General features: G+C 44.3%; 20 protein-coding genes and 1 pseudogene. 9 read left to right on the top strand and 12 right to left on the bottom strand.

Annotated features, from left to right (window positions below; all coding sequences use genetic code 11):
• Positions 1–206 precede the first annotated feature (206 nt).
• On the top strand, positions 207–1943 hold the full coding sequence (locus tag CC97_RS21055; RefSeq protein WP_044975071.1) for a hypothetical protein: 1737 nt from the start codon (positions 207–209) through the stop codon (positions 1941–1943).
• A 200-nt stretch (positions 1944–2143) separates the two neighbouring features.
• Here CC97_RS21055 and CC97_RS11400 read toward each other — a convergent pair whose 3' ends face one another.
• Positions 2144–2854 (bottom strand): tRNA 2-thiocytidine biosynthesis TtcA family protein, encoded by a 711-nt coding sequence (locus tag CC97_RS11400; RefSeq protein ID WP_044975070.1) that lies wholly within the window; start codon positions 2852–2854, stop codon positions 2144–2146.
• A gap of 243 nt (positions 2855–3097) precedes the next feature.
• Between CC97_RS11400 and CC97_RS11395 the strand changes: the two genes are divergently transcribed.
• Together CC97_RS11395 and CC97_RS11390 are read left to right on the top strand one after the other, a co-directional pair.
• Entirely contained in the window at positions 3098–4996 is a 1899-nt protein-coding gene (locus CC97_RS11395; RefSeq protein ID WP_049962859.1) for a glycosyl hydrolase, read from the top strand.
• Positions 4997–5034: 38 nt separating this feature from the next.
• Positions 5035–6036, top strand: coding sequence for a glycoside hydrolase family 130 protein (locus tag CC97_RS11390; RefSeq protein ID WP_044975069.1), 1002 nt, complete (start codon positions 5035–5037; stop codon positions 6034–6036).
• Between the two features lie 86 nt (positions 6037–6122).
• Here CC97_RS11390 and CC97_RS11385 read toward each other — a convergent pair whose 3' ends face one another.
• The 10 genes and pseudogenes from CC97_RS11385 to CC97_RS18905 form a co-directional block, all read right to left on the bottom strand.
• The gene (locus CC97_RS11385; protein ID WP_044975068.1) at positions 6123–6377 is read right to left on the bottom strand and encodes an IreB family regulatory phosphoprotein; all 255 of its coding nucleotides are present in this window, start codon (positions 6375–6377) and stop codon (positions 6123–6125) included.
• A gap of 229 nt (positions 6378–6606) precedes the next feature.
• Positions 6607–6849 (bottom strand): RNA-binding S4 domain-containing protein, encoded by a 243-nt coding sequence (locus CC97_RS11380; RefSeq protein WP_044975067.1) that lies wholly within the window; start codon positions 6847–6849, stop codon positions 6607–6609.
• A gap of 120 nt (positions 6850–6969) precedes the next feature.
• A complete protein-coding gene (locus CC97_RS11375) occupies positions 6970–7260 on the bottom strand; it encodes an HU family DNA-binding protein (RefSeq protein ID WP_044975066.1) in 291 nt (96 codons plus the stop codon).
• Between the two features lie 24 nt (positions 7261–7284).
• The gene (mazG, locus tag CC97_RS11370; protein WP_044975065.1) at positions 7285–8076 is read right to left on the bottom strand and encodes a nucleoside triphosphate pyrophosphohydrolase; all 792 of its coding nucleotides are present in this window, start codon (positions 8074–8076) and stop codon (positions 7285–7287) included.
• Between the two features lie 172 nt (positions 8077–8248).
• The gene (gene trpS, locus CC97_RS11365; protein WP_044975064.1) at positions 8249–9256 is read right to left on the bottom strand and encodes a tryptophan--tRNA ligase; all 1008 of its coding nucleotides are present in this window, start codon (positions 9254–9256) and stop codon (positions 8249–8251) included.
• A 20-nt stretch (positions 9257–9276) separates the two neighbouring features.
• On the bottom strand, positions 9277–9789 hold the full coding sequence (locus tag CC97_RS11360) for a hypothetical protein (protein ID WP_044975063.1): 513 nt from the start codon (positions 9787–9789) through the stop codon (positions 9277–9279).
• Positions 9790–9828: 39 nt separating this feature from the next.
• Positions 9829–11020: pseudogene (locus CC97_RS11355) on the bottom strand (PLP-dependent aminotransferase family protein).
• A gap of 162 nt (positions 11021–11182) precedes the next feature.
• Positions 11183–11824, bottom strand: a complete 642-nt coding sequence (locus tag CC97_RS18915; RefSeq protein WP_242848217.1) for a HipA domain-containing protein — start codon at positions 11822–11824, stop codon at positions 11183–11185.
• The gene (locus CC97_RS18910; protein WP_049962857.1) at positions 11784–12317 is read right to left on the bottom strand and encodes a hypothetical protein; all 534 of its coding nucleotides are present in this window, start codon (positions 12315–12317) and stop codon (positions 11784–11786) included. Before CC97_RS18910 ends, CC97_RS18915 begins: the two co-directional genes overlap by 41 nt.
• Before the next feature lie 142 nt (positions 12318–12459).
• Positions 12460–13722 (bottom strand): glycoside hydrolase family 11 protein, encoded by a 1263-nt coding sequence (locus tag CC97_RS18905; protein WP_049962856.1) that lies wholly within the window; start codon positions 13720–13722, stop codon positions 12460–12462.
• A 330-nt stretch (positions 13723–14052) separates the two neighbouring features.
• Here CC97_RS18905 and CC97_RS11340 point away from each other — a divergent pair, with 330 nt between their 5' ends.
• The 3 genes from CC97_RS11340 (at position 14053) to CC97_RS20205 (ending at position 15807) form a co-directional block, all read left to right on the top strand.
• On the top strand, positions 14053–14334 hold the full coding sequence (locus CC97_RS11340) for a helix-turn-helix domain-containing protein (protein WP_044975062.1): 282 nt from the start codon (positions 14053–14055) through the stop codon (positions 14332–14334).
• Entirely contained in the window at positions 14321–15445 is a 1125-nt protein-coding gene (locus CC97_RS11335; RefSeq protein WP_044975061.1) for a type II toxin-antitoxin system HipA family toxin, read from the top strand. Before CC97_RS11340 ends, CC97_RS11335 begins: the two co-directional genes overlap by 14 nt.
• Before the next feature lie 221 nt (positions 15446–15666).
• Positions 15667–15807, top strand: a complete 141-nt coding sequence (locus tag CC97_RS20205; protein WP_156036892.1) for a hypothetical protein — start codon at positions 15667–15669, stop codon at positions 15805–15807.
• Between the two features lie 419 nt (positions 15808–16226).
• Here CC97_RS20205 and ychF read toward each other — a convergent pair whose 3' ends face one another.
• Positions 16227–17321, bottom strand: coding sequence for a redox-regulated ATPase YchF (ychF, locus tag CC97_RS11325; protein ID WP_044975059.1), 1095 nt, complete (start codon positions 17319–17321; stop codon positions 16227–16229).
• A 408-nt stretch (positions 17322–17729) separates the two neighbouring features.
• Here ychF and CC97_RS11315 point away from each other — a divergent pair, with 408 nt between their 5' ends.
• The 3 genes from CC97_RS11315 to CC97_RS11305 all read left to right on the top strand — a co-directional run bounded on the left by CC97_RS11315 (position 17730) and on the right by CC97_RS11305 (position 20688).
• Complete coding sequence (locus CC97_RS11315; RefSeq protein WP_347493870.1) at positions 17730–18764, top strand: radical SAM protein; 1035 nt, start codon at positions 17730–17732, stop codon at positions 18762–18764.
• Between the two features lie 34 nt (positions 18765–18798).
• Complete coding sequence (locus CC97_RS11310; protein WP_044975056.1) at positions 18799–19626, top strand: dockerin type I repeat-containing protein; 828 nt, start codon at positions 18799–18801, stop codon at positions 19624–19626.
• A 240-nt stretch (positions 19627–19866) separates the two neighbouring features.
• Positions 19867–20688 (top strand): hypothetical protein, encoded by an 822-nt coding sequence (locus CC97_RS11305; protein WP_044975055.1) that lies wholly within the window; start codon positions 19867–19869, stop codon positions 20686–20688.
• Positions 20689–20910 lie beyond the last annotated feature (222 nt).

The raw sequence follows: 20910 nt of genomic DNA, 5'->3' as shown, positions 1-20910 counted from the left end.
TTTTGAAGATAATCATAAAGACGGTGCAGTTTCAGCGCCGTCTTTTCGTGTTCCTGAGGATATTCCGGCAGTCTCCTGAAAATATGAGAGTGCCTTACGGTTCAGCCTGTTCACAGCTGCTTTTAAATAGATTTGACTAATTGCACGAATTGTGATATGATATTAACATTAAATTATTATTTTTTTATGGTCAAGGAGGATTATAAATGAAATTATTCAGAAAAACAGCAGCTGCCATAACAGCTTTTACTATGATCGCTTCTGCATCAGCAGTATTTTTACCTGCTGCAGATGTTTTCACATCTTCTGAAGTTTATGCCGATGATGCTGCATCATACGGTTATTCAGCATCTGTTTCAGATGAAAGCTATGACATTGCATCACTTAAGACACTTGCTTACTACCAGAAGAATGAATTATACAGGGACGATGTGCCGGTAGAAAAGGCTGCGTCACTTGAGGGTAACTATATTGCTGAAGTCAAGGTAAACATCGATAAGAACAGCGGCTTTTATCTTGGCCAGATCAGACTTGAATTTGATGAAGCTCTTACATTTATAGGATGCAAGAATTATCAGAAGGACGGCAAGCCTACAGTTTCAAATTTTGAAACTATCGAAGACAATCCTGTAGCTGTCAGCGGAGATTATAAAAGAATAATTATAACGCTTAAGGATAAGTCCAATGTAACTGAAACAGGTGAACTTTTTACACTTCTTTTTGCACTGCCTGAAAAGCCGGAAACAGGAAAGTCCTATAAGGTTTCACTTTCTGAAAAGACCAAGTTTATACCATGGGATAAGACAGATATCAATCAGAACGTATCCTTAAAGAGCGGTTCTATTACATTAAAAGGAACTGATCCGACAGTGACACCAACTGATAAGCCGACAGTAACACCAACTGATACACCAACTGACAAGCCGACAGTAACACCGACTGATACACCAACTGACAAGCCGACAGTAACACCGACTGATACACCAACTGACAAGCCGACAGTGACACCTACTGATAAACCGACGGTAAACCCGACGGTGACACCTACAGACAAGCCTACAGAAACGCCGGCATCATCAACTCCGTCACCGGAAATTGATTATTCAAGCCTGACAAACCCTCTGAAGCTTCCTGAGGGCGCTTCAATAGATATCGATGCTCCTGCTGTAACTGCAGCAAAGGGAACAAAGCAGGTTGAGTTAAAAGTTAATCTGAAGGATTTTGATTCAAAGACAGAGGCTTTTGATTATGCGATTTTAGGAATTGATCTTCCGGACGGATTCACTGTAGCAGAGTTAAGAAAAAATGACAATACTCCTGGAGTCCACAAGATGGATGCTTTAAAAGCAGCTGCAATAGAAACTAAAACTGATTTCAAATCAAAGACCGGTGACTATTATGCAATAGAAGGAATCGATTCTTCAAAGTTCGGAAAAAATGACGGATTCATTACCGTTACTGTAAATGTACCTGAAAATGCTGAAGGTGCATACGACGTTTCGATAGCATCTATCTACGGCAGGAAGGTCGATAACAAGATACTTCTTATTGACAACGGCGAAGGTGAAAAGATCTACTCGTCAGCAAAAGCCACTGTTACAGTTGGTGAAGCTGCCAAGTCAGATATTCTGAAGGGTGACTTCAATCTTGACGGCAAGGTATCACAGATCGATGCGACATTCATGCTGAGATATCTGCTTGAAAGCTCACTTTCAAATGACAAAGCCGGAGTTCTTTATGATCTGATAAAGGGCAGCATCCGTGAAGATCTTAAGAACGAATCAAAGGATAAGATCTTCGAACTTGCAAATGCGTCAGCAGACGTTGACGGTTCCGAAAGCGGCAAGTCATTCAAGCAGACAGACGCTACATATATTCTCAGAGCTCTTCTGACAGGAAGCAAGATAGAAAATAATTCTTTCTGGGAAACATTCTTCAAATAATAAAAGTAAGACTGACTCCGCCTGCTGATCACAGCAGGGGTACCGGATCAGGGCTGAAGCTTCATTTATGAAGTCAGGCGGATTCCATGGTCGGTATTACGAAAAAACAGCAGCATAGCAGAATACGCTATTTTAGCGCAGTTTCTGATATGCTGCTTTTGTGTTATGCGGAAGACCGGATAAATACTGACAGAGACTGATTACCATCTGCTGATCCCTGCACGTCTGAGGGCGCCGGTTATCTTATCCTGAAATCTGCGGTCTTCGCGTTCCTTTTCAAGAATGAACTGTCTGACCGTTTCGCGGTTTGTGTGACCGTCCTCAGGACAAGCTGACTTTAAAACGGGAAGTTCAAGTTTTCGGGCGGTTCCGGCTACTTCGCGCTCCGGAGCATTTATAAGCGGCCTGATCACGGTAACGTCGTGATGAGACATATAGGAAACGGGGGAGAAGCAGTCTATGCGTCCTTCGTTGAAAAGATTCATGAAGAAGGTCTCAACAGCGTCGTCCCTGTTGTGGCCAAGAGCAAGCTTGCTGCATCCGATCTCTCTTGTGGCTTCAAGCAGCGCTCCGCGCCTCATGCGGGAACACAGACTGCACGGATTAGGTTCACGGCGTATATCGAATACTATTTCAGCTATGTGAGTCGGAATCACGGTAAATGGAATTTCATATTCGTCACACAGCGAGCGGATGGCGGTGTAGTCAGTTTCTTTTCCGCCGAATACAGGATCGATTGCGAGAGCATGTACGCTGTAATCGATGCCTATGAAGCGTGTGAGCAGCTTAAGACCCAGGAGCATAACAAGACTGTCCTTGCCTCCCGATATGCCTGCAGCCACGCTGTCGCCGTCTGAGAGCATGCGGTATTCCTGTATAGCCTTTCTCATATATCCGAGCATTTTCTGCATGGTTAAATCCTCCGAACGTAAAAAAATATTCTGGCATTCATTATAATTATAGCGTAAAACCGGTGCGATTTCAATTTTGACTTGCAAAAAAGTCATAAAAATAATATACTATAAAGTGTGTGCGTTTCAGCACTTTCTTAAATCACTTAAATTAAATCTTAAATATTAAGGAAATTACATTAAATTATATTGACATGTAAGTTAATTATATGGTACAATTAATTCAGAAGGAAGAGGAATGTTTTGAGTAAAAAAAAGACAGAAGGAAAAATAAAAACGATCTTTGCAAGCGTTACGGCTGAAAAAAAGGTCACCGGAAAAGTACTTGTGCTGTTTCTTGCTCTGTTTGTGGCTTTCATAGCTGCTGCTGTACTTATTCTTAATTTCCTGCAGGACTTTTCAGTTAACAAAAAAACTGTTGACGGTGACACAAATCCGGACGAGATCGTTACCGGGCCTGCGGAAACCGAAATAACCGAAGAACCCCGTGAAACTGTGTCAGAGTATGTTCTCAATGCTGAGACCATTGACCCGACAGCTTATGATCAGACCATTGAAGCTGAGGAAACAGAGGGGAACTGGTGTCTTACCGAGGCCGACTACAGACCCGGATATTCAGGCAGCGGCTATCTTACAGACTTTGACGTGGATGCGGGAAACTCCCTGTTTTTCAGGTTTGACATTCCGGCAGCCCAGCACTACGATATTTCTGTGTGCTTTGCATCAGATGACATCGTAAGAAATGAGGTATGCTTAAACGGAGAGCAGCTATTTGATTTTGAGTGTACTGAAGAAACGGTCGGACGTTTCGTTGTAAAGACCTATTACGGCGTCTTTTTCGAACCGGGAGAGACCACCCTTACCGTTCACGAGATAGAGGGCGGTATCGATCTTGACTATCTGAGAATAAGGAATAACCAGTCAATCTACTCTTCAAGGACGGACATTTCTCCATCGCTTATCAATCCGAATGCATCTGCAGAAGCAAAGGAACTGATGAAGTATCTGACGTCCAATTTCGGTAAAAGAATACTTACAGGCCAGTATGTTTCTGACTGGCGTGATATTGAACTTGAAAAAATATATGAAAACACTTTAAATTACCCTGCAATCAGATTCGGCGACATGAGCCCGTATTCAGTAAATGCTGCAAAGCCGGTGCCGCCTGAGGAGGATGACGTTCAGTCTGCTGTAAAGTGGGCTGAAAAGGGCGGTATTGTCGGATATATCTGGCACTGGAAGGCTCCTCTTTACGAGAATGAATTCTATTCCGAAAAGACTGACTTTGATCTGGCACTTGCGGTCACTGACATTGATGTGGCACTGCTTTCACCTGAAAAGATAGACGAGCTTTATCAGGAAGGCTCACTGACAGCCGAAACTGTTCTGCTGATACACGATATTGACAATGTATCGGCACAGCTTGCACGTCTTAAGGACAAGCATATTCCGGTGCTCTGGAGACCTCTTCACGAAGCAAGCGGAGACTGGTTCTGGTGGGGAAGTGCCGGTGCGGATTCCTACAAGTGGCTCTGGAATCTTCTTTACAGAAGACAGACGGAATACCACAGACTCGATAACCTCATCTGGATATGGAGTGCCCAGGGAACGGACTATTTCGTCGGAAATGCCGCTTTTGACATTGCTTCTGTCGATCTTTACAGCGACAATACAGACAATACAAGCTACTACAAGCAGTATCAGTGGATCTATTCGCTCACAGGCGGTCAGAAACTTATAGCGCTCAGTGAATGCGGTACACTGCCGGATATGGAGCTTACCTTCCGTGACCGTGCAGTATGGTCTTTCTTCGGCCTCTGGTACGGCGACTATCTTCTTGACAAGAACGGTGATCTTTCGGAAAAGTACAATACGCGGGAAGATCTTGTGAAAATGTACAATTCAAACAGGACGATCACCCTCGACAAATACAAAAACAAGTCAGTTTTCAAAGAGGAAACTCCTGTAACATCTGTTCCTGTGACAACAGCTCCGGCGGCGGTTACTGTGACAGTGACCGAGGCAGTAACGACGGTACCTGAGGAAGATGACGGCGATTACGACGATGATGAGGACGATGATGAAGAGTACTACGACGATTATGACGACGATGACGGGTACTACGAAGACGAATGGGAGTGATCTTCAGTAACTGACAGCTATGAAAGGCGGTACGGGGAATGAAGTATCAGATATTCGGCGAAAAGGAAGTAAAAAACATACCGTGGCAGGACAGACCGGCCGGATGCATTGACACCGTCTGGAGGTTTGATGCCAATCCGATAATCGAAAGGGATATCATTCCCTGCTCAAACAGTGTGTTCAACAGTGCGGCTGTGCCGTTTGAGGGCGGATTTGCAGGGGTGTTCCGTGTTGATAACAGGGCGAGGGACATGGAGCTTCATGCCGGTTTTTCAGAGGACGGAATACACTGGGACATCTGCAGTGAAAGGATCGTGTTTGAATCGGATGATCCTGAAATAGCTGAGTTCTGTTACGGATATGATCCGAGAGTTGTATTTATTGAAGACCGCTGGTATCTTACATGGTGCAACGGATATAAATTCAAGCCGACTATCGGTATTGCCTGGACAAAGGACTTTAAGACATTTCATCAGATGGAAAACGCATTCCTGCCGTTCAACAGGAACGGAGTGCTTTTTCCGAGAAAAATTAGCGGAAACTATGCAATGCTTTCACGTCCGTCAGACGACGGGCATACGCCTTTCGGAGACATATTCTACAGCGAAAGTCCGGACATGACCTTCTGGGGACGCCACAGGCACGTTATGGCGCCGGTAAAAGGATGGCAGAGTACCAAGACGGGTGCAGGTCCTGTGCCTGTAGAGACTTCAGAGGGCTGGCTCGTGTTCTACCACGGAGTGCTTACTTCGTGCAACGGATTTGTCTACAGCTTTTCAGCAGCTCTTCTTGACAGGGATGAGCCGTGGAAGGTCATTAAGCGTCCGCGGCAGTATCTCATAAGTCCTCAGAAGCTTTATGAGTGCGTCGGCGACGTGCCTAATGTTACTTTCCCGTGTGCTAACATCGTAGACGCAGCCACAGGCCGTATAGCCATCTACTACGGATGTGCCGATACTTGTACTGGCCTCTGCTTCACGACCGTTGACGACGTTATAGACTTTATTAAAAATGATCCAGGCGCTCCGGCTGCCGGATAAGTAAAAATCCGTTACGTATGAGCTGAATCATGCGTAACGGATTTTTGTTTAAAAAAATAAAACATGGCGTGAAACCATGTTTTATATCAGTTCTGAATATATGATCTTACGAGTATCTGAAGCAGTTCATCACGGTCTATATGTCTTATGATGTTCCTTGCATTCTGATATGTTGTGATGTATGTAGGATCTTCGGAAAGAATATAACCTACGATCTGGTTTACCGGATTATATCCCTTTTCCTTGAGCGCATCATAGATGATAGTGAGGTCTTTCTTCAGAGCTTTTTCTTTGTCTTCATTTACTGAGAACCTCATTGTAGCATCGCTTGGTCCATTCATGTTATCATCTCCTTGTTACTATTATACTCTAAAAATAGATAATAGACAAGTGCTGTATTGAAAAATTTACGTTTTGACGTGTTTTAACACTGGATTTTTGTTTATCTTGTTAGTCGGATTTTTGTATAAAATGAAAAAACGCAGCCGCGGTGATCAGGGTGAACGGACCGGTGCGGCCTGTCTGCCTGGCTTTAAACCGTAACTGCGTTTTTCCGGTACAGAATATGTATCAGTTAAGTACCGTATAGTTTTCTGCGGCACTGTCCTTGGTAACGTGTTCAGTGACGTTCGTCACTTTTACACTTAACGGTTTCTGTCCAAGGGTGATGGTTATCACGTCGCCTACCTTGACGTCGTAGGAGGCTCTGGCTATCTTGTCGTTTACCATTACCTTGCCTGCGTCACAGGCTTCATTCGCCACTGTACGGCGTTTTATGAGACGTGTTACTTTCAGATATTTGTCGAGTCGCATAGTTTCCTCCGAAAATACGGTAATCACAGATAACGGTTCTGCGTTTACCAACAAAAAAAGCACAGGTATCAGGTCATTGATCTGATGCCTTGTGCTTTTAAAGTCTGTTATGTGTAAATCTTACTTCTTCTTAGCAGGTGTATTTACAGCATCCTTGAGAGCCTTACCAGCCTTGAATGCAGGAGCCTTCTTTGCTGGGCAGTGGATTGTTTCGCCTGTTCTTGGGTTCTTTGAATCCTTAGCTGCTCTTTCACGAACTTCAAAAGTACCAAAGCCGATGAGCTGGATCTTTTCGCCCTTTGCAAGAGCTTCTGTGATAGCTGATGTTACAGTAGCAAGAGCCTTGTCAGCGTCCTTCTTTGAGTATTCGCCTTTTTCTGCTATAGCATTGATTAAATCTGCCTTTGTCATTTTTATTTACCTCCGTTTTATGGTTTAATTCTGAGCTTTAGCCTGTTTCCAGTATTCATCAAGCTCATCTATGCTAAGAGATGTCATATCTATCTCCTTTAGCCTTATTAATTCCTCAGTTTTTGCAAATCTCTTCATGAACTTTTCAGTTGCTTCGGAAAGTGCGGTTTCTGAATCGACACCGGCTTTTCTTGCAACGTTGGTGCATGAGAAAAGTACATCACCGAATTCTTCTTTTATCTTTTCCTGGTCATTTTCAGCGACAGCCGCTTCAAGTTCGGCTATTTCGCTCTTCAGACCTTCAAGAGCGGAAGTGAGATCAGCGAAATCCATTCCGGATTTTGCAGCTCTTTTTCCTACCTTCTGGGCTCTCATAAGAGCAGGGAAGGTTTTCGGAACGCTTTCAAGAGTTTCAGTGAATGTGGTCTGTCCCTTGGTCTGCTGCTTTATTTTTTCCCAGTTGTTCAGTACCTGTTCGCATCCGTCTACCTTTACCTCTCCGAAAACGTGAGGATGACGGATTATAAGCTTCTGGCAGACATCGTTGCAGACATCTTCGAAGCTGAAGACATTTTCCTCGGTTTTTATCTGGGAATGAAAAACGACCTGAAGAAGTACATCGCCGAGTTCCTCGCGGAGCATTTCAGCGCTGTTCATGTCAATGGCTTCAACGACTTCGTAAACTTCTTCTATGAAGTCTGCACGAATCGAGCTGTGGGTCTGAACTTTGTCCCACGGACAGCCGTTTTCACTTCTGAGTATTTTTACGATCCCGATAAGATCGTTTATGTCATAGTGATCTTTAAATTCAAACATGTAAAAACCTCTTGGAACGTCATTACTTCGGGCTTTGTGAAGCCTTTAATTATAGTACCTCAAACTATCTGAAAAAGCAAGCATTTTCAGCAATTTTGTAATATTTATAGAATAAATCATTAAGTATTAAGTGATTATGGTTAAAAAACACATGATAAAAACGTGCTTTCACTTATCTTGCATCGACAAAACCGACTTTTCTGTAAACCTTTGAAAGAGTTTTTCTTGTTATTCTGCCCGCAGCTTCAGCACCGGCAGTGTAACATTCCTTAAGATAATCCTTGTCCTTTACAAGTTTTGAAAATTCAGTACGTACAGGTTCAAGGTGGTCAGCTACTGCTTCACCGACTGCAAGTTTGAAATCGCCGTAGCCTTTTCCGGAGAACTCAGAAGTGATCTCATCAAGCGACTTTCCTGTCATAACCGAATAAATGGTCATGAGGTTGTTGATGCCGTCCTTGCCTTCCCTGTAGCATACTTCTGCATCTGAGTCAGTAACGGCACGCTTGAATTTTCTGATGATCGTATCCTTGTCATCAAGTATGAATATGCATGCATTCGGGTTTTCATCCGACTTGGACATCTTTTTAGCAGGATCCTGAAGTGACATTACACGTGCACCTGCCTTAGGAATAAACGGCTCTGGTACAGTGAAGAAGTCACCGTATTTCTGATTGAATCTTCCTGCAATGTTTCTTGCAAGTTCAAGATGCTGCTTCTGGTCAGCTCCTATAGGAACGAGATCAGCGTTATATGCAAGAATGTCAGCAGCCATGAGTACCGGGTATGTGAAAAGACCTGCATTGATGTCGTCAGCGTGCTGCTGGCTCTTCGCCTTGAACTGTGTCATTCGTGAAAGCTCACCGAACTGTGTCGAGCAGGAAAGTATCCAGCTCAGTTCCGCATGGTTCGGGTTGTGGCTCTGTATGAAAGCTATTGATCTCTTCGGGTCGATACCGCACGCAAGAAGAAGTGCATAGGCCTGAAGCGTGTTCTGACGCAGCTTTGCCGGTTCCTGCCTTACTGTGATAGCGTGCATGTCAACTATGGAATAAATGCAGTTGTATTCGTCCTGCAGAGGTCCCCAGTTTCTGATAGCACCGATATAGTTTCCGAGTGTGAAAACACCTGTCGGCTGTATTCCGCTGAAAATGGTCTTCTTTTCGCTTGTTTCTGGCATTATTAACGTCCTTTCAGGTATCACTTTTTAGCAGAAGCGTCCTTTGTCTGAGCGTTCTGCACTTCATTCATTACCTTCTGGTAAAGGTGGAGAAGGAATGCTCTCATCTTGCCCTCTTCAGAGCCTGCTGTCATTGGGTTTACGATCGTCTTGTAAACACCCTTTCTTGTCATAAGGTGAACGAAATGTACGGCAGGATCTGTAGGAAGATCGAATACAGATGTTCTTTCGCATACAGGGAGTGACTGTCCTGCACTTGCGAGGAATGAGCGGCATGCCTGCGCGAGTGCAGGATGGTTTGCTGCAAGACCTGTTATCTGAGCTCCGTTGTTGAAGTAGATGTTTACTGCGCCGTTTGCAAGGCATACGAGTGTACCGAGAAGGCCTCTGCCCATCGGGATGTCAACTACTGCACTGTATACCTGCTTGTCGTCTGTGAGCTTGATGCCGATAACTGCAGGAGGCATTCTGAGTGCCTTGATTCTTGCAAGAAGATATGGTTCACAAACATTGTAACGTTCAAAATTTGCCATGATGGATCTCCGTTTCTCTGCCGCTTTTACGGCAGTATGTTAAAATTTTTCTTTGGTAAGCTTTCCGAGTATCTCGCATCCGCGGACGATCTGCTCGTCAGAAGGTGTTGAGAAATTAAGACGGAAAGAGTTGGTTTTGTCATTTTCATTTATCATGAAAGCAGTGCCCGGAACAACAGCTACCTTGTACTTCTCAACAGCGACTTTGCAGAATTCAAGCATGTCGATGCTTTCAGGGAGAGTAGCCCATATGAACAGTCCGCCTTCAGGTTCGGTTACCTTTACTGAAGGGTCGAAGTGTTCCTTTATTCCGTTTTCCATAAGTGTAAACTTGCGTCTGTATACTTTTCTGAGTGAAGCCAGATGCTCATTCATATCTGTCGTTTCCATGAATCGGTCGCACAGCTGCTGAGCCCATATGTTGGTGTGTACGTCAGCTACCTGCTTGCATACTACCATTTTTGCGATTATTTCAGCAGGGGCGCTTACATAGCCTACACGGAGGCCCGGTGCAAGTACTTTGGAAAATGTTCTGCTGTAGATAACGCGGCCTTCAGTGTCCATCGACTTGATCGAAGGAATGTCCTCGCCTGCAAAGCGAAGGTCACCGTAAGGGTTGTCTTCGAGAATGATAAAGTCGTATTTCTTTGCAAGTTCGTAGACTGCTTTTCTCTTTTCCAGAGACAGAGTGTTTCCTGTCGGGTTCTGGAAGTTGGTTATAAGATAAAGAAGTTTTACCTTTTTGTTTGCCTTAAGTGCTTCCTCAAGCTTTTCAATATTTATGCCGTCGTGTTCCATTTCAACGCCTACGATGTTTACGTTGTAGGATTTGAATGCGTTGAGTGAACCGATGAAGCTCGGAGCTTCGCAGATAAGTGTGTCACCATCGCTGCACAGCACCTTGCACGCAAGTTCGTTTGCCTGCTGCGCACCGGATGTGATGATGAGATCGTCACGTCCCTCGGTGAAACAGTTTTTTCTTCGCCAGTTCATTTTTAAGACGGTCTCTCAGCGGGGTATAGCCCTCGGTAATGCTGTACTGCAGTGCACCGATAGGATCTGATGCAAGTATGCTGTCTGAAATGGCCTTTATGCTTTCTGTCGGAAAGGCTTCAGCAGCAGGACTTCCGGCTGCAAAAGGGATAACGCCCGGTTCGGAAGTGTGCTTGAGTATTTCGCGTATAGCGGAAGGTTTGAGTTTTGAGACTCTGTCAGAAAAATGATAGTCCATATATTACACCTCTCTTGTTATAAGAATAATTTGAATTTATGAAATTTTACCCGTTAAGGCAGTAAGATCAGTTCTGTGTCAGAATAACGTGCCTTCAAAAAACCACATTATTCATCTATTATATCACAGAATAAATAAAACATCAATATTAAATCCACAGTTTCATCGTTTTTTCAGCGTTTCGATCCTGTTCATGACACATTTGGCTATAAGCGCGGTCCGTTCCGGCTTCTGCGATGAGAGAATGCGTAAAATGTCAGCTCCTATGCCGTCGAGTGCGGAAAGATCCGGCTTTGATATGTCCGAAATGAGTTTTGCCTGCTCGCTGTGCGTTTTTCTGAAGGGCTTGCAGATGATGTTCGCTGTGGTTATCTGGTCGTCGGAGCGGTTGTACCATAAGGATGTGCCGCTGTCGAAAACCGGAGCGGCTCCTATCCATTCCAGCGTGTCCGGATTGCGGAGAAGGCCGAAGTTGCCGAAGTGCCTGTCCTCATTTGCGATAATGTAGTCGAGGGTTATCATTCCGTCGAGTGCCGGAACGACATCTACGCCCAGTTCCCTGCATATGTTTACGTAGTGCATGTATTCGCTTTCGTGGTTTTTACGCTCGCGTATCTGCATTATCCTGTATGCGCTGACCAGTTCAGTGTGTGTGGTCACAAAGTCCTCGCAAATGCTGAAAGGTTCGCCGGTTATGGTTATCATGTCGTAGTGTACATGTGCTATGCCGAGCTTTTCCGCGATCAGTGAGGCTATGACTTCGTTATACGGCTGCTGGCGGTACGGGTATGATCCGCCTTTTATCAGACAGCGCTTTCCGTCGATGATCTTCCATCGTTTTTTTCAGGTCGCCGTCAGATGTGTTGTCCGGCGAAAGAAACTCAATGTCCGACGGGCTTATCTTTTTACCGAACAGTACGTCGCCCATGTCATCGGAAAAATCGTTCTCGAAGAAGTTTATGTTTTCCCATTTCAGATCCGAGTCCGCAGGCCTTATCCAGTAATGATCCGAAAGACTGAGTCCCAGACAGCGTGTGAGAAGCAGAGAGGTGTCGTCAGCTCCGATCGTTTCCAGTGCTTCATTTATGCCGGCTCTGCTCGCCGGAATACATCTGCCGCGCCACCATCTGTTAAGTGAGCTACGGACAGCTTTTTCATTTGACCCTTTCGAAGTTATCACACCCACCGGAAGATGCTTCTCCGAGTAAATATCTTCAATTACACTAATTCCTCCGAGTACATCGTCGATATCTATAAGAGCAGTTTCGATGTTCTTATGCATAAGAATGTATTTCATGGCGCACCTCTTTTCAAGTTGTTCATTTGTAATTGTAGCATTTATACGCTTCCAAATCAAGTGTTTGCGTGAATAATGCTAACATCCCCCTTACACGCTTAGTAATAATGCGTATAAGGGGGATGAGTTTTATATTTAAGTTTTATCTGCCGTCTGACATGATAGCGTTTTTCAACAGTATGAAATCGACAATGTTGATTTTCCGGTCTTTGTTCAGATCGAACGGAGTGATGTCATGTTTGCTGTCCGAATAAAGAAGTTCCTTTTTCATAGCGATAAGATCGGCACAGTTAATTGAACCGTTTCCGTCAGCGTCACCAGGTATGATCTCAGGTTCAGCTGATGGAGGATCCGGTTTGTCCGGATCGGTGATTTCCGGTTCTTCAGATGCCACTGGATCTGTAACTGCAGGTTTTTCCTCCGGAACAGTCGGATCTGTGACTGCAGGATTTTCTTCCGGAGCGGCCAGATCAGTTACCGCAGGTTCGGTTTCAGGGACATCTGTGATCTCCGGTGTGACCGTATCTTCAGACGCTGTTATTTCCGGTTTCGGATCGGTGACAACCGTTTCAGCCGGTCCGGTTTTCGCTAACTGTTCATTCGTATATTCAGTCAGAACTTCGCAGCCTTTATTCATGGTGATCTGTCCGCCGCATCTGTATACTTCAGCGCTGACTGTGGTGTCGTAGAGATCAGAGTCAGGATCGAATCCGTACTTTTCCCATACTTTGAAGTGCTCGGAAAGTGTGACTGTACCGCTGATATTGGCTGAAGTGTCCGTAATTTCGCTGTCTCTTCTTATGCTCCAGAACTGCTGCCAGCCGTTATCAGTGCCCATTATACCGCCCATTGTAATTGTGCGTGTAGCATAGATATCATATAGTTTTCCGTCTATTTCCACAGTTTCAAGCAGTGTACCTGATCCCGGCGGTCTCCATTTATACCAGCCTTCCACAACATAATACTCAGCTCTGGTGTTTTCCGGAGCATAATCTGTCTTTGTTTTGACTCTGGAATTTTCTGTCCAGCCGTATATGCCGAAAAGTGCAGTGCTGGCCGTGAATTCTGTTTCAGGTTTGACTTCAGTTATAGAATAATCAATGTCATAGTTTGCTGTTATCTTTCCGTAACTGCTCCATTTGTATTCTGATCCGAATCTGGTGCCTTTGGTAAGCATAATGTCTTCTATGCCGGAATATTTCAGATCCAGTTTTCCGTCAGCGTCAGGTGTGAACTCCACATCTCCGGTTTCGTTCTGGTTCCATAAATTATAAGTGTATCCGCCTGCCGTTCCGGTTTCGTTCAGATCTACTGCCCTTACCAGTGCTGCCGGCGGGCAGGAAGCCGCAGTTACGGCAGCGCTCATTAAAAGAGCGGATATCTGTGTAGTGTATTTTCTGTTCATTGTAACTCCTCCCTGTAGTTTGTTCATGAATGTTTTTTGAAAATGCCGGAATTCAGGACGTTCAAGCCCGCAGTTCCGTGTGCTGTAACGGCCGTAAGTATTGTTGTTTGCTTTAAATATATACAAATTTTTTCTGTTTGTCTATACAAATATTGCTGTATTTACAGATGCTCCAGCATCGCCGCCAAATGGTAATCGCCGCCTCTGCGATGCGCCGATTGCTATAATACTATCCGGCTAATATATTATCCAAAACCTTCAAAAACACTTGATTTTGGCTAATATATTAGCTATAATTATATTAGAGTAAAAATGCGGGAAGGTGGTTGTATGCAGAAAAAATATGTCTGGGAAACGGCGGATGAAATTGATCTTGCGGTTGCTGAGAGGGCGAGGAAAATAAGGCGCAGGCTTAAGATGTCGCAGCAGGAGCTTAGCAAACGTTCCGGTGTGAGCCTCGGCTCGTTAAAAAGGTTTGAGCAGACCGGAAATATCAGTTTTCTTTCACTGACGAAGATAGCTGTCGCCCTGGATGCTGTTGATGGGATAAAAGCGCTGTTTGAGGACGTTCCGTACAAGTCTATCGAGGAGGTACTCAATGAGTGGAAATGATATAAAATTCGGACTTAAGGCGGTCAGGGTGAAATATGCGGGACGGTATGTCGGTACTGTCGCTCTTTCAAACAATGGAAAAACGGCATTTTCATATGACGATGAATGGATAGAGTCCGGATTTTCCATAAGCCCTTTTTCGCTTCCTCTGGAGAAAAAGGTCTTCATCCCGAAAAAGAAACATTTTGAAGGTCTGTTCGGTATTTTTGCAGACAGTCTTCCGGATGCATGGGGACGTCTGCTCGTTGACAGAATTCTGAAAAAGCATGATCCGGACGGAAAGGCTACGGTTATCGACAGACTTGCACTTGTAGGAAGATCGGGTATGGGGGCACTTGAATATGAGCCGGATTATGATCTTTCCGGCGGCGAAGAACTGAAGGATTTTGATTATCTTTCTGAGGAGTGCCGCAAGATACTGAAAACAGAATATTCAGAAGAGCTCGATGGTCTGTACAGACTTGGCGGAAGCAGCGGCGGTGCGAGACCTAAGATCATGACGAAGCTTGAAAACAAGGACTGGATAATCAAATTTCCGGCTCATTCTGACTCACCTGATATCGGAATCAAAGAGTATAAATATTCTGAATGCGCGAAGAAATGCGGGATTAAAATGACGGAAACCCGACTGTTCCCGTCTGAAAAATGTGAAGGCTATTTCGGTACAGTCCGCTTTGACCGCGAAAACGGACGAAAGATACATATGGCAACGGCAGCTGCATTGCTGGAAGCAGACTTTAACAGTCCGTGTCTTGATTACAATTCTCTTATGAAACTTACGAGAATAATAACAGACGAGAATAGGGAAGATATCGAAAACATGTTCCGCAGAGCGTGTTTTAATGTGTTTGCACATAACAGGGATGATCATGCGAAGAATTTTACTTTTCTTTACAATGAAGACGAAAACACATGGCGCCTCAGCCCTGCATATGACCTGACGTACAGTGATACGTGGTTTGGTGAGCATACAACATCAGTGGATGGCAACGGTAAAAATCCCGGAGAGAAAGAACTGCTGAATGTTGCAGTTAAAGCCGGAATAAGCCGCATAAGGGCGATGGATATGATAAGCTTTATAAAGGAAACTGTGATCAGAGAACTGCTTTAAACAGCTAACAGAAATGAATATTCCTTTTACTTCATATACAATATGAAACATTAAACGCTTAGAGAAACTGTTTAATTTTTTTCGACAATCGCTGTACTTTTTGGGAATTATAATTGACATTTCCCTTTTGCTATGATATAATCTTTGTATAATTACGTTGATTTATTAATTATTGGTACAAGTATATTTGATAAAGTGTGCTAATCAGGAGGGTAGGGGAAATGATAGAAAGGATAATGGAATATATTGCTGAAAGTCAGCCGTATAGAGAAATTCCTTTTTTGGCAGCTTATTTGATTCCGTATTATCTGATTCACCTTACAGTGAAAAAGATAGCTGCAAAAAAAAGCAACTGTAAATAAAGAAGGTGACGGCAATGGACATTAAACTTCTGAGTGAACATGATGCTTATATGATTTTACTCAACATTTATATCCTGCTGAGGTACGGCATTATAAGTCTTATGATATATGGCGTAATATTTATCTTCAGGTTCTTATGCAGAAAAAATAAATTGACTTACGTTCAAAGAAAAACATGGATCATATCATCCGTCATTATTGTTATTTTAACATTACTCGTCCCTTATTGCTTTGCTATAATATATATGATCGCTGAACATAAATAATAATGATAATATTGTGGAGGCAGAGCCCTGTCGGTGAGTTTACCGACGGGGCTTTTCCGGTTTATGTTAAGGCGGATAAACAAAAAACGCAGGTCTCCTACGGGGGAGAGACCTGCATTTTCTTTATATTGAATGGGGAATTAAATTGTCTTATTAAACGTTGAAGCGGAAGAGAACGATGTCGCCGTCGTTCATAACGTATTCCTTGCCTTCAAGTCTTACGAGGCCCTTTTCCTTGGCTGCTGCCATTGAGCCGCATGCCATGAGGTCGTCGAATGCAACGACTTCAGCACGGATAAAGCCTTTTTCGAAGTCTGTGTGGATCTTGCCGGCTGCCTGAGGAGCCTTTGTACCCTTTTTGATAGTCCATGCACGAACTTCCGGCTGGCCTGCTGTCAGGAATGAGATGAGGCCGAGAAGTGAGTAGCCTTCCTTGATTATACGGTTGAGACCGGATGTTTCAAGGCCGAGGTCACTGAGGAACATTGCCTTGTCTTCGTCGTCCATATCTGAAATCTCTGCTTCTATCTGAGCGCAGATCGGGAAAATAGCTGCTTTTTCTTCTTCAGCTATTCTGCATACTGCTTTGTAGTGTTCGTTTGTGTCGATGTTGTTTCTGAAGTCATCTTCACTTAAGTTTGCAGCGTAGATGACCGGCTTGAGTGAGAGGAGAGGGCATGTCTTAAGCATTTCTTCCTCGTCTTCAGTTGCTTCGTAGGAACGTGCCGGCTTGCCGTCTTCGAGATGCTTTTTGAGACCTTCGAAGAAATCAACTTCTGCCTGGTACTTCTTGTCTGCCTTTACCATTTTCTTTGCCTTGTCAATTCTTCTGTCTACCATTTCGACGTCAGAGAAGATAAGTTCAAGGTTGATGGTCTCTATGTCACGGGCCGGATCTATTGAGCCGTCAACGTGGATGATGTCCATGCTTTCAAAGCATCTTACAACGTGTACGATAGCATCAACTTCACGGATGTCTGCGAGGAACTTGTTTCCGAGACCTTCACCCTTTGAAGCGCCCTTTACGAGACCGGCGATGTCAACGAATTCGAGAGTTGCCGGTGTGAACTTGTCAGGATTGTACATTTTTGCGAGAGCATCGAGACGCTCGTCAGGAACGGAAACGATGCCTATATTTTTATCGATAGTGCAGAACGGATAGTTTGCAGATTCTGCACCGGCATTTGTAAGTGCATTGAACAGTGTACTTTTTCCTACGTTAGGAAGTCCGACCATGCCTAATTTCATATTATGTCAAAGTCCTTTCATGATCATCCCCTGCCGTTACGGGAATGATTTTTCTTTTTGATTTCATTCTTATTAATAATAACATAAAAATCCTGTTTTTACAAGTAGATTTTTATATGCTGTTATAGTGGAATATGCATAAAATCATTAGGCGGCAATATTTTTTCTGAAAAAAGTGTAATTAAAATTTCTGAACGTTGTCTCTATAGGCAGAAGGCATAAACGAGGTATTCTGTTTTCATATAACGTGAAATGCCGGCACGGTACGGCTCGCGTACAGTTTTAAGATAGAGAGATAAATATCATATCCGTTCGTTTATACCTTTATATATGTATTGCTTTTTCAGAAGCTGCATTGTATAATGAAAGTGGATATGAGAAAAATGTAAACAAAAGGGGGCGGTAAGTCTGGAATACACTATCAGCATAACGAACCGGTGCAATCTGCACTGCAGTTACTGCTATGAAAGGCACCTGAACACGGAGTTCGGCTGTATAAGTGATGAAACTGCTGAAAAGATCATTGATTTTATCAACAGGCGTCACGATGCCGGAACGGTCTATCTTTTCGGCGGCGAACCTCTTCTTTACAGTGACAGGGTGAAACAGTTCATTGAAAGAATAGATGACGGCAGGGAATACGTCATCACGACGAACGGCACTCTTCTCGATGAAGATTTCGTTAAATGGTGCTTTGAAGAGAGCGGGAAAAATGTCCGTATAAATATGTCCCATGACGGAAAAACCTGTGCTGACCGCGGTGCCGATCCTGATCTGCTTGATGAGAAAGTGAAGATGCTGCTTAAGTATCAGGAGGACACGCTCATTCAGCTCGTCTACACCGAACAGACGCTGCCGGATCTTTATGACAACGTTCTGCATCTGCAGGGGCTTGGCGTAAAGAACGTGTCTGCAGCGCTTGACGGGTTTGCTTCACCGGCCGATCCTGACAGTTTCGGTGATCTCATGCGTGAACAGTGGGATAAACTCGCACATCTGCGTGGTGTATCAATGCACGAACTCACCGCCAAACGCAAGTTTATCAAGGAGAACATCAGACCGAAGTGTGAAATATGTAAAAAGAAGGTCTACATCAACTGGGATGGGAACTTTTATCCGTGCATACAGTTCCAGAACCTGAGCGGATTCCGCTGCGGTGACGTGAACACCGGCATACTGACAAAGGAAGCTGAAAAGGCGCATCCGGATTATTCGGTGATGTCGGCGAGATGTGAAGGCTGCGAGATACGTGAATACTGCCGCAATTCATGCGCATGCAGGAAGATGGGCACTACCGGAACGCTGACCGATATTTCTGAGGCGGCGTGCATGGAGGAACAGGTGCACATTCTTACTGCGCTCGAGCAGATAGCGGAATCGCAGCGGCGAAAGAAGAAAACTGAAGAAAAGCCGGTAAAGCAGTCCGGCAAATCTGTAACTTAAAAAGAAAACATGATTTTAAAGGGAGGGCAATCAAATGAGAAAGTTTACTAAAGAAATATCGATGCTCATAGCCTCAGTAACAGCGGGAACGATGGCGTGTGCATCAGTAAATGCAGTTACGCAGGCAGATCCCGGAAACTGCGGCGGAGATACTATATGTGAGAACCAGCCGATACAGTTGTCCGGACAGGTGACTATGCCGGATGTTACGAAAACTGAACCGGAGGTACTGCAGAGAACCGCAGGTGTGGCTGTAATGCACCCTGAGGAAACGGAGGCGGTTACAAAAATGCCTGCAAGTCCGGGCTTTATGATGCCGGATGATACTGAAACTCCTGAGATCACAGATGATCCGGTGCCGGTTACAACAAGCGAAGAAATGTTCAGAACGGCCGGTGACATGATGCCGCCTGACTATACTGAGACAGAGGAGACATATCCGGTGGCAGGAGGATTCCCGGTTCCTGATTTCAGCGACACCGAAGAAGAACTCATTCCTGAAGCCGGAGAAGCAATGCCGCCTGAATTTACCACACCGGCAGTGACAACGGTACCGGAAGAGCTGCTCCCTGAAGCAGGAGTAGCGATGCCGCCTGATATCACAACTCCGGCAGTGACGACCGTGCAGGAAAATCTGATCCCGACCGCAGGCGTTGCAATGAGACCTGACGGTGACCTTGACGGAAACGGCAAAGTGGATGTAACAGATCTTACTGAACTTTCGCTTTATCTTGTGGGTGACAGGGAACTTGATCGGTATCAGCTTGATATGGCGGATATGAACTATGACGGAAAAACGGATATCGTCGATCTTGCAACACTTAAACAGAAAATTGCGAAAAAGGACACGAACAGCAAGTGACCGTGATCTGAGAAAATACTGAATAAGACGCAGTCACGGTTTGACCGGAACTGCGAAGACAGTAATACGTTGTCTTGTACTGTACACCCTTCCTGTCTGAAATACTTTTCTGAAGATTTTTATACGGATTTTAATTGAATTTTAATCTTTATCGTGTATAATATATAGTGAACGGAGAAATTTGTCCGTTCACTGTAAATGAAAAACAACAGCTGGTAACGGCAGGAAAGGAACAGAAAAATGGAAGACACAAAATACACAGAAAACAAGATCTATTTTAACGCAAGAGAATGGAGCATCTGCTCTGATGCATCCTCCTCAAAGGGCGAAAGAACGTTTGTAACGGACTTTGAAGGCGGACTTTCTGAGGCGTACTGCATCGGTGACAGAAGCCAGAACGTTACCGAGATCGGTACAAAGCAGCTCATTCTTGACAAGAACACGAAGTATACTTTTTACTTCTGGGTGAAGATCGAACGCAGCCCTAAAAACGAGGCTGTGTGCCAGCTCCAGATCGTGTACAACGGCGACTTTGAAAACAAGAGAGTGTACGTTTTAAGCAACGGAAATATAAGACCTTCCAAGATTGTTGACGGATGGCAGCTTTTCGAGATACCGTTCGTTACAGAGGACAACGAATATACACAGCTTCGCTTCTTTGCAAAGAATGCACAGTGCAGCATAATTCCGGGACGTGAGGCAGCAAACTACGCTTCACTGAAGGATGATAAGAACGTTTACGGAAACACTTCGCAGGCACAGGATACAGCAGATGAATCTGAAACATCTGATGAGCAGAATCCGTTCAAGAATATTTCAGACGGCTTTAAGGATTTCTTCAGCCAGTTTGACAGCACAAAGACTGAGAACAAGGCAAATGAAAACAGTGCAAACGATCCTTTTGCAGCTTTCAACGAATTTGCCAGACAGGTAAAGCGTGATGTTCAGCGTGAAGTTAACAAGAGTGTAAGAAAAGACATTTACAATGACATCAAATCCATGAAGGACGAGATCGTAAACGAGCTTAAGAATACATTCGGAAACGACAGCGAAAAGAAATAAAAATACTTAAGGGAACACTGATTAAATCTGAAATCCGGCTTCGCCGGATTTCCGAAGGTGGGATTTACGGGGCTTCGCCCCGAACCCCCACGCTGATTTATGAATAAATCAGCGTTTCCTTAAAATTTCAGCCTCCCCGGAACATACAAGTTCTGGGGATTTTTGTGTACAAATTTCATTGCCGGTGAAAGCAGGTCTTGTCTGCGGTCAATATAATTTTAT

The sequence above is a fragment of the Ruminococcus sp. HUN007 genome (assembly GCF_000712055.1).
In the GTDB taxonomy this organism is placed as follows: Bacteria; Bacillota; Clostridia; order Oscillospirales; family Ruminococcaceae; genus HUN007.
This window is presented reverse-complemented; position numbering and strand designations above follow the sequence as displayed.